The sequence below is a fragment of the Chitinophaga sp. CF418 genome (assembly GCF_900142925.1).
Classification (GTDB): domain Bacteria; phylum Bacteroidota; class Bacteroidia; order Chitinophagales; family Chitinophagaceae; genus Chitinophaga.
The window spans coordinates 96,494-114,982 of sequence record NZ_FRCN01000009.1; the positions used below are offsets into that span (position 1 = coordinate 96,494).

Annotated in this window: 11 protein-coding genes; 7 read left to right on the forward strand and 4 right to left on the reverse strand. The window is 44.4% G+C overall.

The features are described from left to right. The 3 genes from F3I09_RS19975 to F3I09_RS19985 all read left to right on the forward strand — a co-directional run. Positions 1-3,328 (forward strand): Ig-like domain-containing protein (locus tag F3I09_RS19975; protein WP_188133882.1); only part of this gene is annotated, 3,328 nt, incomplete at its 5' end. A gap of 20 nt (positions 3,329-3,348) precedes the next feature. Next, a complete protein-coding gene (locus F3I09_RS19980; protein ID WP_149696813.1) occupies positions 3,349-4,317 on the forward strand; it encodes a type IX secretion system membrane protein PorP/SprF in 969 nt (322 codons plus the stop codon). 17 nt (positions 4,318-4,334) lie between these two features. Beyond that, a complete protein-coding gene (locus F3I09_RS19985) occupies positions 4,335-6,167 on the forward strand; it encodes an OmpA family protein (protein WP_149696814.1) in 1,833 nt (610 codons plus the stop codon). Between the two features lie 67 nt (positions 6,168-6,234). Here the strand turns inward: F3I09_RS19985 and F3I09_RS19990 are convergent, their stop codons facing one another. The 4 genes from F3I09_RS19990 to F3I09_RS20005 form a co-directional block, all read right to left on the reverse strand. Beyond that, positions 6,235-8,205 carry a hypothetical protein gene (locus tag F3I09_RS19990; protein ID WP_149696815.1) on the reverse strand — a complete coding sequence of 657 codons (1,971 nt, stop codon included), beginning with the start codon at positions 8,203-8,205 and terminating at the stop codon, positions 6,235-6,237. Positions 8,206-8,207: 2 nt separating this feature from the next. Continuing rightward, positions 8,208-9,380, reverse strand: a complete 1,173-nt coding sequence (locus tag F3I09_RS19995; RefSeq protein ID WP_149696816.1) for an ATP-binding protein — start codon at positions 9,378-9,380, stop codon at positions 8,208-8,210. A gap of 190 nt (positions 9,381-9,570) precedes the next feature. After that, entirely contained in the window at positions 9,571-11,139 is a 1,569-nt protein-coding gene (locus F3I09_RS20000; RefSeq protein ID WP_149696817.1) for a DUF6770 family protein, read from the reverse strand. Positions 11,140-11,164: 25 nt separating this feature from the next. Next, positions 11,165-12,628, reverse strand: a complete 1,464-nt coding sequence (locus F3I09_RS20005) for a M48 family metalloprotease (protein WP_149696818.1) — start codon at positions 12,626-12,628, stop codon at positions 11,165-11,167. Positions 12,629-12,819: 191 nt separating this feature from the next. Here F3I09_RS20005 and F3I09_RS20010 point away from each other — a divergent pair, with 191 nt between their 5' ends. From F3I09_RS20010 to F3I09_RS20025, 4 genes are all read left to right on the forward strand, one after another. Further along, positions 12,820-14,454: a S1C family serine protease gene (locus F3I09_RS20010; RefSeq protein WP_188133883.1), complete on the forward strand. Its 1,635-nt coding sequence runs from the start codon at positions 12,820-12,822 to the stop codon at positions 14,452-14,454. A gap of 117 nt (positions 14,455-14,571) precedes the next feature. Next, positions 14,572-14,844, forward strand: a complete 273-nt coding sequence (locus F3I09_RS20015; RefSeq protein WP_149696820.1) for a UBP-type zinc finger domain-containing protein — start codon at positions 14,572-14,574, stop codon at positions 14,842-14,844. Positions 14,845-15,019: 175 nt separating this feature from the next. Beyond that, positions 15,020-15,559, forward strand: coding sequence for a hypothetical protein (locus F3I09_RS20020; protein WP_149696821.1), 540 nt, complete (start codon positions 15,020-15,022; stop codon positions 15,557-15,559). A gap of 228 nt (positions 15,560-15,787) precedes the next feature. Then, positions 15,788-18,487: an NAD-binding protein gene (locus tag F3I09_RS20025; RefSeq protein ID WP_149696822.1), complete on the forward strand. Its 2,700-nt coding sequence runs from the start codon at positions 15,788-15,790 to the stop codon at positions 18,485-18,487. The last annotated feature ends 2 nt before the right edge of the window (positions 18,488-18,489 follow it).

Sequence of the window (18,489 nt, forward strand, 5' to 3'; positions counted from 1 at the left end):
CACTATCCGGGATACTCCGGTAAGTGGTGCTGTATCTGGTACAGATCCAGATGGTGACGCACTGACCTTTACGAAAGGCACAGATCCAGTCAATGGTACAGTAGTGGTAAATCCTGATGGCACTTATACTTATACACCAGCCGCAGGTTATACCGGTACTGATAATTTCACTATTACTATCAGTGATGGTAACGGCGGAACAACAACCGTTACTGTAAACATCACAGTAAATACTCCACCAAATAATCCTCCTACTGGTACTGGTGATACTAAGGTAACCAACCAGGATATTCCTGTAAATGGTTCAGTATCCGGCACAGATCCAGATGGAGATGCCCTGACCTTTACGAAAGACACGGATCCTGCTCATGGTTCAGTGGTGGTAAATCCTGATGGAACATATACATATACGCCGGCTGCAGGTTATACCGGTACGGATAATTTCACCATTGTAATCAGTGATGGTAAAGGCGGTATAGCAATAGTTACTGTAAACATTACAGTAAATCCTGTAGTTCCTGCAAATAATCCTCCAACAGGTACTGGTGACACCAAGACGACCATCCAGGATACTCCGGTAAATGGTTCAGTATCTGGTACAGATCCTGACGGTGATGCACTGACCTTTACAAATGGTACAAATCCAGCTAATGGCTCAGTAGTAGTAAATCCCGATGGAACTTACATTTATACACCTGACGCAGGTTATACCGGTACGGACAATTTCACTATTGTCATCAGTGATGGTAAAGGCGGTACCACAACCGTTACTGTAAACATCACTGTAAATCCTAAGCCAAATACTCCTCCAACCGGTACTGGTGATACTAAGGTAACCAACCAGGATACCCCGGTAAATGGTTCAGTATCCGGTACAGATGCTGATGGAGATGCACTGACCTTTACTAAGGGCACAGATCCTGCTCATGGTGCAGTAGTGGTAAATCCTGACGGAACTTATACTTATACGCCAGCAGCTGGTTATACCGGTACGGACAATTTCACTATCATCATCAGTGATGGTAAGGGTGGAACAGCAACCGTTACTGTAAACATTACAGTAAATCCTGTTGTTCCTGCAAATAATCCTCCAAGCGGCACTGGTGATACTAAGACTACTACCAGGGATACTCCGGTAAATGGTTCGGTATCCGGTACAGATCCTGACGGAGATGCACTGACCTTCACAAATGGTACAAATCCGGCCCATGGTTCAGTAGTAGTAAATACCGATGGAACTTATACTTATACACCTGATCCTGGTTATACCGGTACGGACAATTTCACTATCATCATCAGTGATGGTAAGGGTGGAACTGCAACCGTTACTGTAAACATTACAGTAAATGCTCCTCCAAACAATCCTCCAACCGGAACAGGTGATACTAAGACTACCAGCCAGAATACCCCGGTAAACGGCTCGGTATCCGGTACAGATCCTGACGGAGATGCATTGACCTTTACAAAAGGTACAGATCCAGCTCATGGTTCGGTAGTGGTAAACACGAATGGAACGTATACTTATACACCTGCAACAAACTATGTAGGTACGGACAATTTCACCATTATTATCAGTGATGGTAAAGGCGGTACAACGACAGTTACTGTGAATATCACAGTAAATCCTGCACTTCCTGCAAACAGACCTCCAACCGGCACCGGCGATACTAAGGTGACTACCGTGGATATACCGGTAGATGGTGCGGTATCGGGTACAGACCCTGATGGTGATGCATTGACCTACTCAATAGGCGCAGATCCGTCCAATGGCTCAATTATTTTCAGTTCAGATGGAACTTATACTTATACGCCGAACGCAGGTTATATCGGTACAGACAATTTCACTGTCATTATCAGTGATGGTAGAGGTGGTACCACAACCGTTACTGTAGATATCACAGTAAACCCTGTTGCTATACCAAATAATCCTCCTATCGGTACTGGCGATACCAGGACAACCACTCAGGACGTTCCGGTAAATGGTATCGTAAGCGGTCTGGATCCTGATGGTGATGTGCTGACCTTTACAAAGGGCACAAATCCATCCCATGGCTCGGTAGTAGTAAACTCAGATGGAACTTATACCTATACGCCAGCTGCAGGTTATACCGGTACAGACAACTTCACGGTTATTATCAGTGATGGTAAAGGTGGAAGCGTAACAGTTACTGTGAATATCACGGTAAATCCTGTTGTTGCTCCGGGTAATAATCCTCCAACCGGTACTGGCGATACAAAGACAACTAACCAGGATACGCCGGTAAATGGTGCAGTATCCGGTACAGATCCTGACGGTGATGCATTGACCTTTACGAAAGGTACAGATCCGGCTCATGGTTCGGTAGTGGTGAATACAGATGGAACTTATACTTATACGCCGGCTGCAGGTTATACAGGTACTGACAATTTCACCATTATTATCAATGATGGCAATGGTGGTACTACAACAGTAACTGTGAATATCACGGTAAGTCCTGTTGCTCCTGCCAATAATGCTCCTACCGGTACAGGTGATACAAAGACCACTGAGCAGGATACGCCGGTAAATGGTGCAGTCAGCGGTACAGATCCTGATGGTGATGTATTGACCTTTACGAAAGGTACAGACCCGGCTCATGGTTCAGTAGTGGTAAATGCGGATGGCACTTATACCTATACGCCTGCTGCAGGTTATACTGGTACAGACAATTTCAATATTGTTATCAGTGATGGCAAAGGCGGTACTACCACTGTAACTGTCAATATCACCGTTACAGCAAAAACAAGTACTCCTCCAGTTGCTGCAGATGATAAGGCAGAGACCAAAGCAAATACACCTGTAACCATTGAGGTACTGACAAATGACAATGCGGGCAATTCATCGCTGGATGAAGAATCTGTAACGATTGTCAACCAGCCGGCACATGGTACGGTAAAAGTGAACGAGGACGGTACAGTAGTTTATACGCCTGATGCCGGTTATACCGGTGAGGATGTCTTCACTTATCATGTAGCCAATACAAACGGTCAGGTGTCCAATACCGTGACTGTACGTATCACGATCACTTTATCCACTATCAATGTACCCAACCTGTTCACTCCGAATGGTGATGGTAAAAATGACAACTTTGAAATAAGAGGCCTGAACCAATATTACGAGAATGAGTTGATCATCGTCAACCGTTGGGGTAATGAGGTGTATCGTCAGAAGGGTTATCAGAACACCTGGAAGGGCGAGGGGCTGAATGAGGGTACCTATTATTACCTGTTACGTATGAGACGTAATGCCGACGCGGAATGGGAAGTGGTGAAAGGGTATATTACATTGATCAGGTCTTTTAAAAAGTAAAGGAATAAGCGCTCTATACTATGAAAAGAATATTGCTGATAGCCGGATTATTAACATCACTGGGACTTACTGTCCACGCCCAGCAGGACGCGCAGTATAGCCAGTATATATTCAACGGCATCTATATCAATCCCGCTTATGCCGGTTATAAGGAAGCACTAAATCTGCATGCCTTTTACCGCAATCAGTGGACAGGTATTGCAGGTGCTCCAAAAAGTTTTTCACTGGCAGTAGATGCTATTGCAAATGATGGCAATGTGGGATTGGCACTGCAGGTGGCAAGCGACAAATTAGGTTCGCAGGATAACCTGTCTGCCTATGCCAGCTACGCTTACCGCATTCGTCTGAATGCGGACGGCAGCTCCCGTCTTGCGATAGGTTTAAGCGCCGGTATCCTGCAATCAGGTATCAATGGGGCCACACTCAACCCCAATGATCCTGAAACGGATATGCCGGCTGGCCTGCACAGGCTCACTCCTGATGCCAGGGCTGGTATTTTCTTTGCCAACAATAAATACTTTGCCGGCTTCTCGGTAGATAACCTCGTGGTACAGGCATTTAAGAACACAGGACGTTTCACCTGGCTGCCACAGACCAAACTGCATTACTACTTAACCGCAGGTATGCTGTTGCCGGTAAATGAGGACATCCAGCTGAAACCCTCCTTCCTCCTGAAGGATGACCGTGGGGGGCCTACCAGTTTGGATCTGAATGCCTTCCTGCTCTTCAGGGACATTGTGTGGGTAGGCGGTTCTTATCGTACGGGGGTGAAGATGTATGACAAGAGTTATCTGCAGAAGAATCTGACGTACCGTAACGCAGCTGTAGCAGCAGTGGAAATATTCCCTGTACCTAACCTGCGTGTGGGATACGCTTATGATTTTTCAGTAGGCCCGTTGCAGAGTTATAGCGGGGGTACACACGAAATATCTGTCGGGTTCACATTCAATAAACAAAATATCAGAATGGCTACGCCAAGGGTATTCTAAAAGCATCCTATACTGACATGAAAAAGATACATTACGCGCTTAGTCTGTGTTTATTGTTTTCTTCAGTTAATTCAATGGCGCAGTATGTCATTAAGGAGGCTGATAAGCAATATGAGGTTTTTAAATACGCGGAAGCGATTAGCCTTTATGAACAGGCTTATAACAAAAAAGCCACTTTACATGCTGCGGAGCGGCTGGGAGACTGTTACCGGCTGAATAACAACTATGTGGAGGCGGAACATTGGTACGCCATTGCTACGGGCATGCCGGGCAGTAAACCCGAAAATCTGCTGTTTTACGCCAGGGCATTACAGAATAATTCAAAGTATACCGAGGCTAAAACACAATATCAGAAGTACGCAACGGCCGACAAGGCTGCAGCAAAAGAACAGACGGGTGTATGGATCGCATCCTGCGATTCTGCCATCAGCTGGATGAAATCACCTGCGCCATTAAAGATCGACAATTATAAACAATTGAACTCTGTAAAGTCTGACTGGAGTGCGGTGCCTTACCAGGGTGGTATGGTCTTTACTTCGGATCGTTTTACAGACGAAGCACATCAGCCTAAAAAGCGTAGCGCCTTTTTACATTTTGATACCCGCAATACGCCCGATCCCCTGCTGAACGGCTGGACAGGCAATGACTATCTGCACCTGTTCGTCAAGCCAGGCAACGGAGACAGTGTACAGCTGTTCCCTTTAAAGACAGGTACAAATTATCATGTGGGATCTGCCAGCTTTACGAAGGATGGTAATGAGGTGTATTTTACCCTCACGCGTATTCCTGGTAAGGGCAGCGGCGCAAAAGGGAAAGCACTTACCGTTAACATTGAGATTTACAGCAGCCGGAAGGATGCAACTGGTAACTGGTCTGCACCACTGGCGTTCACGCATAACAATGTAACAGCCTATTCTGTAGGTGATCCATTCATTACGGAAGATGGCGTGGCGCTCTACTTTTCCTCCAATATGCCCGGAGGCGCCGGAGGAACAGACCTGTATGTATGTTACAGAACAGCAGCAGGAGTGTGGGGCCCGCCCCTGAACCTGAAAGAGTTGAATACTCCTGGTAACGAACGTAGTCCGGCTTTAACCCAAAACAATATCCTTTACTTTGCCAGTGATGGCCGTATCGGTATGGGAGGACTGGACATTTACCGTGTAGCGCTCGATAATACCGGTAAGACGAAAGGTACTATCAGGAATATGGGATATCCGTTCAACTCACCGCAGGATGATTTTGCTTTCGGTCTGACGGAAGCAGGCATTGCTTACCTGTCATCCAACAGGGAAGGAGGTATCGGTAGTGATGATATCTATGCAATAGCGGCATTGCCGGATGCTGTTGTACCGGATGCTGGAAAGCATGATACTATCAGGCAAATCCCTATAGCGAAAGCTGATAGCGCCGGTACTGTACCCGTTGGTATAGATCCTAAGGATAATCCGGTGGCTGTAGTGACTGTACCTGAGAAACCGAAAGACAGCACGTCTTCTTCTCCGGATCTGCCTAATATTTATTTCGACTTTAATAAAGCGGATATCCGTCCCGATGCACAACTTTTACTGGATAGGATAGTTAAACTGCTCGCGGATAGCCCGGGCAGTACACTGGAAGTAGGCTCGCATACAGACAGCCGTGGTAGTGATCAGTTTAACCTGCTGCTGTCACAGAGAAGGGCAGTGTCGGTGACGAACTACCTTGCGACTAAAGGTGTGGAGAAAGCGAGAGTGAAGGCGAAAGGGTATGGAGAGACCAGGTTGCTGAATGGGTGTGGCAATGGAGTGAACTGTAGTGAGGATGAGCACAAGGTGAACAGGAGAACGGAGTTTAAGATTGTGAAGTGATAGCTCTAACTATGTTAATGATAAAATTAGAAAAGAAGGCGTGGGAATTTAGCCACGCCTTCTTCTTTTATTGCCATTCTTTTATATTTTGTCTGGTAGCGAGGAGCGTTTCAGCGAGTAATTGTATAGGTTCTTGAAGCTCGGTTCCCCATTTTGAAAAGAAATCTTTTTCTTCCTGATTTGATTCTAAATAGCTGCCCAGTATTCTTAAAAGGTAGGAATCGGTTTCATGCAAAGGTATCATTCCTATTATTTTGAAGGCATGTTGATAATATTCCCCAACAAACAGGGCGAAAATGATATTGTTAATAAGGGATGTTTCATAAGATGTTAGTTCTTTTAGATTAGCCAACTGGTGCGCCAGCCTGGTTGCGCTTTTTATAGCTAACTCAGTGGTCTCTGGATTTTTGTATATAATGCTTTTGGGGAGTGCATCAGCGTTTATGGATAAAGAAAGGGCCAAATAAAGATAAGGCGCTTGGAACTTGAGCTTCGTATTACGGAAAGGCCGTAATTCATCCTGCATCATTTTCAGTATACGATCTCTTAAAGCTCCAGAATGTTCATTTACATAGTAAGCGATTTTTTCCCGCGCTGTTATATCCAAATCGTACCGGCTTTTTGCAATCTTGATAAAACTATCATAGTCCTTTTTATTTATTGCTTTATCCAATAAAAACAGGAAGTCACTTTCTGTTATTGATATATTTTGGGCAATATGTCCAGGGATGCTTTCTTTCAATTGGTATTTGGTCTCGGCATCAATATCCTGAAAGAAAGTATATACCTGACCATATACTTCGAATGTATGTTTATCCAGTAGCCCATTTTTAGCTTTATCAATATAATCCTGTATGCGCTTTTCTATTTCACTTTTATCGCACCATGACTCCAGGAATTTCACCAGCCATACCACTCTGTTGCGATCCTGTTTTCTTCCATATCTCATTAAATACCAGATATTGAAAAACCTTTCCCTTAGTAGGTAGATATGATTTTTTGTGTTAGTCGCACGTTTTTCAATAACCTGATTTTTCTCAAGTTGTCGGAGTTGTGCTGAGATTAGTTTACTGTCTAGCCTCACCTGTTTTGTCAGATCTTTTACGCTTATAGCTTCCCAATGTAAAGCTACAGCATCAACAATCTTTTGCTGCTGTGGAGGAAGATCGTCCATTCTGTGTTTATATAAGGGGGTAACAGCATCCAGGACCTTTTCGAGATCACTCAAGGCAGAGCCATGTTCATCATCGACGAAAATCTGAAACAACAGGGACATCGTCCTTGGAACACCTCCCGATAACGTTCTAAGTGTTGATATGCGTTCAGGAGTATTCTTAATGATGCGTTCAATTTTTTCTTCTTCGTGATGTACAACTGCCAGTTGTCGTAATAAAGCAATGCTTTCCTCATTAGTCAAACCTTTTAGTTGTATCATCTTAAAAAACTCAAACAGCGGTTGCTGATAATCTAATACACTCTCTAATACTACAGGTGAACCTGCTATCAGACGTAAATGGGGTATTGTCTGTAGTATCTCTCTCACCCGGCGGACTTCCAGCTCTTCAAACTTGGCTAGTAGTTGTCCAATATTGTCTATCAACAGGACTATTTTCTTCTTGTGCTGATCGAGGTGTTTAATCAATGTCCTGAATAAAGCTTCTTCATAGTTGTCCTGCTGGATGAACGGCTCCATTTCATCAGTAATGCCTGTAATGCCATGGTAATCCTCCAGGTATTCCGCTATTCTTTCCCATAGATCACCAAGTTCCCCTACGTTATATTGTTCTTCGCTAAATATAACAGGGATCAGCCATTTGGATAATTTTGGATCATCCTCAACAGCATACTTTAATCGAAGTAACATGGTGGTTTTGCCGGCTCCCCGTTGGCCAAGCAGGAGATAATGCTGTTCAGGGGTAGTCATTTTACCGGATTTGATATCCTTAAATATTTCTTCGAATATCTCTGTACGAATAACAAACTCCGATATAAATTCCTGCTTGTCTTTCCGGTCCGGGTTGTAAAGTAAAACGCTCATAACTAACAAATAAATCGCTCCCACCATCGTTTCAGAATAGGGGAGTTGAAGAGGTAAAGTCCCTGTGCATGATCGAAATGTATATATCCATCATACATGAGGTTTTCAATGATCAATTTATATTCTTCTTCCTGTTGGCATTGCAAAGCCAGCTCTAAAGTATCTTTCTTATCAAGGGTTTGTTTTTCCGCCAGTTGTTTTAATAAGAGGTCCGCATATCTGAAGGCATTTCCTTTGAAATGCGTTTTCAGGCGTGAATAATAGTGATCAAAGTGATTCTTATATCTCAAACTTAACAATTCCTCAATAGCTTTTTCTACTATTTCTCCAGTGATCATAGACTGGTTATCATTTATGTGTATAATTTCCTGTACAATTAATTGAATATGAAAAGGAATATACCATTGTAATATCTTTCTTAATGCGCTTGTTGCACTGTCATGAATTGTTTTGCCGGTTAATAATCTTTTAAAGAGGTCTAGGGCCTCAGCTTCTTTCAGTGGCTCAACCTCTAAAGAAGCAAGGTCATTAATAGTGGCAGTGGCGTTAATGGAAGATACCGTTTGATTCAGGCCGATAGAACCTGTATATATAAACCGTACTTTTTGGGAGATCACCGGATCTATCCTGATCTCACGCTTTCTCTGAAGAAAGCTGATAGCAGATTCAGTATCCTTTTTGTTGATATTCTCAATAGTTTGAGGGAATTCATCGATCAATAACACAAGCTCTGTATCTTCTACGGAGGCATAAGCGGTGAGAAAATTTTGAAATTCCTCACAGTAGTCGCGGACGTTTTCATCATGATTAAACTCTATCGCCGCATTAAATAGTTTAATACTCTTTATTTTCTGGAAGATTTTGTTGCCGGTGTCACTGAGCCCTGCCTTTAGCTTTTTCGAAAGCGATATCTTAGGGTCATTCAACACAACCTCGAGCACCTTTTTATAAAAATGAGATGATTCGGCAATACTCTCCGTGTCTATGTAGATGTAATGCCGGCCATCAATGTTATTGTCAAGTAAGTACCATAATATGGACGTCTTTCCAACCCTTCTGGGGGCGGTAATTTGTATATTATTACCGTTAGCTAATGCCCTGCTCACTTTTTCTATTTCCCGATCACGTTGATAAAAGCTATTCCCCCTGGCTGGAAGGCCAATAATGTTCTTCATGACAATAGAATTTTTGTCAAATATAATGACAATAAAATTATTGTCAAAAAAGATGACAATAATTTTATTGTCATTATATGGTCTATAAGCCCTCTTAGTGAGCCCTTTATTTATTTACCATAGGGAATTCCCATAAAAACAAAAACGGCGTCCCATCCATGAGACGCCGTTCCTATTCTACGATACCCTCTTAAATAGCCTCTATCGAAAACTTCGTATACTTTTCTTTCCTGTTATACTCAGACACAATCACGTGCCCTTCCTTCGCCGGATAAATAGCTGTACGGACGTTCCCGTCATTATAAGGAATGGTCCGCACTACTTTATGTTGATCCACATTATAAATAGTCGATTTTTTGTTATCACTCATGATCAGGAAAGTAGACTTTGTATCGGATGAGGATACGGTATAAAAACTATGCGGACTTACCATATAGCTAGGCACTCTTCCTATGATGGCTTTGCTTCTGGTAGCCTCAATGGCATTCACTTCAGACAATTTCCCGTTCGCATCCTGCTTTATTACTACGCCATCTGTGATCCTGAATTTTAAAGAACCGACAGTACCCAGTATATATAAAGGCGGTATGATCAATGGTGCGGTGATAACCGAGCTGGCGATGCAACCCCATCTTACTTTCCTGGTCAGGTTTGAGCCGGCGAAATAAGTGTTGCCGTTGTAGTCCCTGAAGGTTGTGGACGGCCACATATATCCCTGTGTGGCAGGCATATAACCTTTGCGGGAAACATTCGGAGTGGAGTTATCATCCCAGTAAGTGAATAACTGCTTCACATCTGACTTATCATGACCATTCAGGTTGATGGTGAATATACCTTTGTATATGCGTTTGGTCATGCCTTTAACAGATATATAATTGTTGGATGCTTTCCCATTGAGGATATAACCGCTGAGGCAGGGTTTTCCGGTAACAGGATCATTGTCGAATGACAGTACCTGTAATGAATTCTTTTTCTTGTCTTCCAGCGGATATTTCAGGATCCCCGTTTTGGTGTCCACATTATAAGAGATGATAGAATATCCACCCAGTTTTATCTTCCCGTCGGTTTTCATCAGCAGGTATACATCATGGGCGGAAGTCAGCAAATAATAGTAATCAGCCTTTTCGGTGATGTATTTCTCCCAGATCAGCTCTCCCTGGGTATTGTAGACAAGCAGGTAGTTACGCTCGTTATCTCCGAAGTAAAAGGAAAATCCTATGTCATTGAGATTCTTCAGCTGCAGCGGTACTTTCAGGGTACCGTTGCCGATACGGCCTTCCAGCGCATTATCGTAGGCATAACGTATATTGACGCTTAACTTCTTCTCAAAAGTATGCGCGATCTTTCCGTCAAGGCTGATGAATTGTGCAAAAGCTGACAGGTAGCCATCCTTCAGTGAGGCCTTACGGTCGCTTCTCTTTTTAAAGTCATAGCCCACTACATTACTTTTCAGGTAAGCAAGGCACAGCGTATCTTTCTCAAATGATACCCGTTGAAGGTCCAGTTTCAATTCTTTGAAAGATACCACACCAATGTCATTGAGGTTCTCGTCCATGATGGTGATCTTGTAATTGAAAGAGTCCTTATCTGCTCTTTCAAGTTCTGTGAAGGAGAGATATCCTACCAGGTTGCCATTCTGCATGATGGTTTTCAGTTCAGTAGAGATGCCTTCACTGACTTCCTTGAATACTTTGGTCTGGGCATAGATGTGTTGTGCGGCGATCACGACCAGTAATATCGCCAGGTATAGTTTTTTCATGATGTAGGGATAATTATGAGTTCAATTATTTCTTTTCAATATCATCGGCAAACTCGCAGTACAGGCTGGTTTTATTGCTGCTGATAAACTCTTTCGCAGCTTTTACGCCAGCTTCTTCTGTATTGTCTGTTCCGGTAGTAAGCACGTTCAGCAGGTTCTTTATATCCTTTTCCGGGTTGGGCATGCTTGTCCAGAATGCTGCGTTTTGCAGCTGCCGGCAACATTTCTCCAGGTCTTCGCGCGGTATCTGTTCAAGCATGGTCTGTAACTCGTAGTAATCTTTCGAGATATACTCCTTCTGGGTTACTCCAATGGCGCTGAAACGGTGCAGTTCCTTATCCGCATGGAACAATTCCAGCATGATATTATGCAGCATAAAGTCATACCAGGGATCGGTGTTGCCTTTATCCTTTTCCAGCAATACCCGGTAGAGACAGGGGGCCAGGTTCATGTTACAGTACATGTTCCAGATCATCATTTTACCCGCCTTTTCCCTGATATGTGCAGGAACCGGCGTCATTTTCTTATCGGCTGTACCGGCAGCTTTCGTGTTATTATAACGTACAATACAGTCAGGGTGTGTTTTCAGTGAATCCTGCAGGGTAACAGCTTCCTGGAAGTTGTAGTTCCTGGTGGAAAGACCCTTGGAGCGCTTTTTCAGCCAGGCTTCATCAATCGTAATGCTATACGGTGAAAAGTAGTTTTTAACCGGCTCTTTTAAGGGCTGCCTGTATACCATGTCGGCACTGTCCAGACGCAGGAAGAACGCCGGATCAAAGGCCATGTGTGCATTTTTCAGCAGGATAATGGCCAGGGAGTCTGCGTCACTTTCGCGATAACGCTGGTGCCTGCTTCTGTCAAAAGAGTAGTTCTCAAATATCTTTTTCAGGCGTGTCAGTCGTCCATACCTGGAGTCGAGTACGTCTTCCAGTGACTGTTTATACTCTTCGGACGTCAGCCATTCAGCCCGCTTCCTCATGGATGTTTCGGCATGCTCCAGGATATTGTGCGACATTTCATGCGCTACTGTGAGTGCTATTTCTTCCCTTGACCTGGCAAAAACAACGAGGCCCAGGTTAATGGCTATCACATTATTACCAATGGCATATGCGTTGACAGAAGGGCTTCTGTCAACAAACAGCATCGGTTGTACGGGCATGTAGGTCTTATTGGATTTTACAATTTCATTGAAAATGCCACCCAGGTAATCAGAGATCTCTTTGTCATATACATAGTCATCATCTGTGATCGCATTCAGGAAGAAATCGGTCCTTTCGTCCCATATTTCCTTATACTTTTTCTGGGTAGCTTTTTCTTTGTATCTGACAGGGCAAGCCCATTCCTTTTTCAGGGAATCCTTTTGCTTCTGGTAGAAAAGGTGTGAAAGCTCCTGGTAACTGTACAGGGTAGCGGTCTGACTTCTGGACACATGACTGACTGCTGTCAATAGTAGCAGTAACAGTGTAAAACGCTTAGGTATAGGTTTCATATTGGTTGTCCCCCGGTTGCGGGATTAATTATGCAAGATAATAATTTTCTATATATCTAATAATTTCATTGTAAGTGAGCTGAAGAGTATGCTACCCCGTTATATACAGGTTACCGGCCGGAAAATTATCTTTACCCCGCCGGTTTTAAAGACCGGGTCCATTAAAAATGAGAAAAAACCAACTATTTGTTATGCTTCTGCTACTATTTGCAGGGGATAGCTACAGCCAACGCATTGCCGAAACTTTACCTCCTCTTATTCACGCTGCTATCGAAAAAGCCTATCCCGCCAGTGTAAGGATCTGGGGATATGATACCCTGTCCAATCAGCAGATGAGCGCCCAGTTTAGCGGAGTGGTGGTCACTCCTGAGGGACATATTCTGACTGTAGCCCACACCACTATCCCGGGCAGGACCTATAAAGTCACTTTCCCTGATGGAAAAGCTGCTATTGCCCTGGCCATGGGAAAGATCAACTTTCCGGAAACGCCCATCCTGCCGGATGTGGCTATGATGAAGATCATCAGTGGAGGAGAGTGGCCGTTTGCAGTCATGGGCCGGTCGGCAGATCTGAAAGTCAATGAACCCTGTATCAGTATCGCTTACCCCGAAAGTCTGAACCAGCCTTTACCGGCAGTGCGGTTTGGTCGTATCATACAGGTAAGGAATGACAAAGGTTTTGTACAGTCGTCCTGTATCATGGAACCCGGTGATTCGGGAGGGCCGCTGTTTGACTACTTGGGCCGCGTTATAGGCCTGCATAGTGCGGTGGACCTAAGCGAAAGCATTAATTACGAAGTGCCGGTTGATCTCTACAGAAAATACTGGACTGCCCTGAATAAGGCGGAGCATTATACCCAATTTCCGGCAGGGGAGGATACTATTGCTGCAGACCCGCGGGCAGCCAGCTTGATCGCTGTTCCCGCGCTGGAAGACATGAATGTCGCATTGAAAACGACAGCATACGATGGCTTAAGCCTCAAGATCACCAGTAAGGTGAATGGAGAAGAGCAAACAATATTGGGCACACTGTTCTCTGTACGTGGCATGTCTGTTATCATCAGTAAGAGTTCTGCTGTAGGAGAAGCGCCCCTTGTTATCGTAAATCATAAACCGCGGAAAGCTACGGTTATGGTCCGGGACAGGGATAATGACCTGGTATGGCTGGAATTGGCCTCCCGACTGAAGAAGGGCATCACTTTCCCGTTAGGTATACAAGCAGCAGACAGTCCGGGTGAATTCCTGCTGTCTCCCCAGCCCGATACGATAGGCATTGCAAGCGTACTGGGAAGTAAGGAGTTCTCTTTAGCACGCATGACCAGTTTTGCCTATTTGGGAGCTGCGATAGCACCTACAGAAGGACCGCTGGCGCTAACGGTGGTACAACCCGGCTCGCCTGCCGGAGAAAGTGGTTTGCAAACAGGAGACCTGGTGCTAAGCATAAATGGCGTTCCTATTAAAAAAGCGGAAGACTATGGCCGGGAACTATCCCAATATTGGCCAGGAGATGAGATTGTTTTTGAAAGCCAGCGTAATGGGACTGTATATGCCAAAAAGATTGTACTGGGTACGCGCCCTCAGCAACCCGCCAGTCATCCTGCAGAAATGTTCAGTGGAGGAAAGAGCCGCAGAAGGGATGGATTTGAAAGCGTTTTCTCACATGATGCTATTCTCAGGCCGGAGCAATGCGGTGGCCCCGTGTTTGATACATTCGGACAGTTTTATGGGATCAATATTGCACGGTTTTCCCGTACCAGCAGCCTGGTGATCCCGGCAGCCATCATTCAACAGTTTATTTACAGAAATCTTTACCGGAGAAACAGCTGAGGATAGTAGCAGCAATCACCAATAGTGATGTGATTGCTGCTGTATCATAATTTAATCAACAGAAAGTTTTATCTTACTACAGATAACCCGATGGTAGAATCAAAATTATTGTTACAAATGGAAGACCAGAATACCTGTCAGCATCTGCGTGAGATCACCGAAGTAAAAATAGGAGAAGAGTATGTGTGCGAAGAATGTATCAAGCATAATGGAGAATGGGTACATCTCCGTACCTGTCAGACCTGTGGCGTGACGCTCTGTTGTGATCAGTCGCCGGAAAAGCATATGACCCGTCACTACAATGAAACGCATCACCCTGTGGTGGCTTCGGCAGAGCCAGGCGAGCGCTGGCTATGGTGCTATCCTGACAAACAATTTGCGGAATATTAACCTGTGCCGGGCACGTACTTCTACGCATTTACAGATACCCAACCCTTATATGTCTACGTACTTGTACGGAATTGATTACCATAGTCTTCTGCGAATACAAAAAAGGATTACTTTAGTATATATTATTGCTTTTTCATGACCATCCATCTTTAATCTTAAACCAATAATAAATACAATGAAAAGGATCATTCTTGTGTTTTCTGTAGGCTTGATGGTTGCTTTTGCTGCATGTAAGGGGAAGAATAAAACTGAAAATGCAGAGCAACAAACAACGACAGCTGAACAGACACAAAGTAGCCCCGCTGCTGCAACCCCGGCTAACGAACCCAAAACGTATGAAGTGGTTTTCTCTCCCGATTCCGTTTACCTGGGTAAAGAAAAACAAGCACTTGTTCGTGTAAAAAATGCTAAAGCAGTTGAATTATCAGATGCCGATGGGAAAATAACAGGCACTGAAATTACTTATGAAGTGGAAGTAACCAACAAGAACCAGGTGGGAGGTCACGGTATCTTCTTTAATCCCGGAGATTTCAGGCTGCTGTTGGATAATGGCAACAGCATTACCCATGACAACTACAATTCATTGAATGTGGATGCGGAGTCTACCAAGTCATCCACTGACAATAAATTCAGATTGCCAGCAGGTACCAGGCCGAAATCATTGAACCTGTTCTACGATGAGACCAGGGTAACAGTAGGTGTGGAAATGAAATAACATAGTGTATCAGAAATTATCAGCGCAAAGCTCCGGTCAGACAGCCGGAGCTTTCCTGTTTTCGGACCTTTCCTGTTAGTGTTTTTTCATTATATGTGATGGGAAAAAATCAGAGAATGATATACTCATAATCCATAAAGTATAGAAACGAATATATTTAGTGCTGCGTGTTATAAAACTACATTAACCGTTACTTTGCAGTAGGCCCCAAAATTAATCCCAATTGTCATGATCCGGAGTAAATTCCCCCATCTTTTCTGCCGGAAACGCCTGAAGGATTTTCCCCTGCTCTCCGGTTTTATTCCACGGGGAAAGAAAGTAATAGCCCATAGCGGTCACCGCCATTTGATGGAGGGGGAGTTGCATCGTATAGAAAATGCGGTAGGGGAAAAACTGCAGGAAATAACACAGCGTAATTATAAGGACTTTATTCTCGTCTCAGGGATTGCTGATGGAGCAGACAGCCTCGTTGTCTTGAAAGCCCTGGAAATGGGGCTTAATGTGCTTTTATTGCTATTGCCGGAAGATGGGGATGAGGAAAGAGTGAAAATGTTGACAGATAGATTCGGAACGAGCCTGATCTCTACTGTGTCCCTCAATCCCTATATACAGGAAGCGAGAAACAAAAAGACTGCCGGTAGCAGTGTGCGGAAGATTGCCGGAAGTGATAACATTCCTTATAAGGTCCTGGCAGGTAGCCTCGTTAATATCGCGGAACACCTGCTGGTACTGTGGGATGGTGTGGATACAGGGAAAGAGGGCGGTACATCAGACGTGGTGAATATGGCCATGGAAGCGGCAAACGGAAAATACTGCAGATCCGGAAACCTGCACCAGCTGATCGTTTCCCGTACACAAAATGATACACCGCTATGCGGTGCTGCTTTGCAGCGGCAACGTTATTTCCCGCCGCCAGATAAACTGGAGTGGGCAGAAACCTGTTTTCCGCAGTTCTCCTACAAAAGCCGTATACCCTGGTGGAAGGGAAACGTGATCTATAACGAGAATTTCTGGCGCTTTGTATTACCGCTCTTTTTTGTAATACTGACAGTCTCTTTTGGTACCTGGGGTTTTATTTTATGTAAAGGCGCCGATCATGTTCCCAATTACCAGGGCTATCGCAACGCTTTTTTCAGCGCTGTCAATCTGCTTACATTTAACTCCTCTGCGGATGAACCTGACAAGGCCGTTGTTATATTGGATATTGCCCGTTTCAGTGGCTTGTTTTTCTTCATCAATGCCTTCGTAGTAGCTTTTTTGCTGGCTATTGGCAGCAATAACAAAAACCTGCTCCGCTTCTTTTTCTGGAAAATATTTTCGAAGGACCGGATCTGTTTGATCACCGGGTTAAACAGCATTACTTACCTGCTCGCTATCACGCTTAAAAAGGAGCATCAGAAGGTCATGATCATTGATAAAGCACCCGATCCCAACCTGAAGACAGAGGCTGCGAAACGGGGGATCAGGGTGGTAAACGGAAGCCCGCAGTCATCCACTTTTTTAAGAAGGAACCGGGCAGCCAATGCACATACGGTATACCTGCTGGAAGAGTCTGACGCGGATAATATCCGGACATTACAGGAGCTGGACCAGCTATGGGCGAGGCAATCCCAAAGAAAACATTGTTATGTTCATCTGAAAGATGACCGGGCGGCTGAATTTGTAGGAAAGCTGAACCCCCTGTCAGGTCGTGTAGTGGTACGCCGGCTGAATTTCCATGAGATCATCAGCAGGAAATTACTGATCCGTTATCCCATTTACCGGGAAAGCCAGGATGCCTGGAAGCCAACTGAAATACTCTTATTTGGCTTTGGGGATATGGGAAAGCAGTTGCTGATCACACTATTGCACACTATTCAGCTGAATAAGGATCACCACGTTAATATCACTGTGTTTGCAGAGGATGCAGTGACGGCGGAAGCAGCGTTTTACCGGCAGTATCCCTGCCTGTGGTACAACCCGCACGGGAATCTGTTGTATGAAGCACCTTACACCCGTGAGATCAGGAGGGAGATCTTTCCCAAAGACAGGATCACTTTTAAAGAACTGCCGGTGTCAGATGCTTCCTATTACAACGATGAGGTCATGGTGAGAGCATTGCGTGAAGAGAATATCATTACTGCATATTTTTGTCTTGAAGATGCTCTGCGGGGCGCCGCTTACCTGCATGGTTTTCTTGGCAAGATAGCTCTGCGGAATTTTAACATGCAGATCTTTAGCTACTGCAACCTGGCAGATGAAAGTGAGTTCGAGAACATTTCCCATATGCTGAACAGGCAACTGCCATATACACCGGTGATCCTGTTTGGTCAACTGGTAGATGAATGCAGGGCATTGGCGAAGGGAAATGCCACCATTGATGATCTTCCCGCATTGATCAACCTCTGGTATGCCAGTATGAGAGATAAAACTTACTGGAAAGAGCATCCTAAGGAAATTATGCAGCTGGCAAGAGACGAATGGGAAACATTGTCCTATACATACAAGGAAAGCAATCGACGGGCAGCGGATCATATCTGGGTGAAACTGCGATACACAGCATACTCCCTTCAGAGAATAAAACAGGCTTTAACAGCCGATGATACATCCGCAATACTGTTCGAATATTTTAGCATGGAAGCTAATCCTGCAAGCAGACCCTTGTTTGAATTGCTTTCGAAGGCAGAGCAGCACCGCTGGTGTGCAGAGAAACTACTGAATGGTTTTCTTCCTTTACAGGATTATGATTCCAGCAAGGAAGATGTGGAAACCAGAATAAAACGGTGGAACAGTGAACGTGCCTATAAGGCGCTTTACCAGTCGCAGAAACTGCACATAGATCTTGTGCCTTATGATAAGCTATCTGATGTTGAGAAAAGCAAGGATCGCTCACAGATAAATGGTATTCCTTATTTCATACATGTACTGGCAGAAAATAACATCTTATAAAC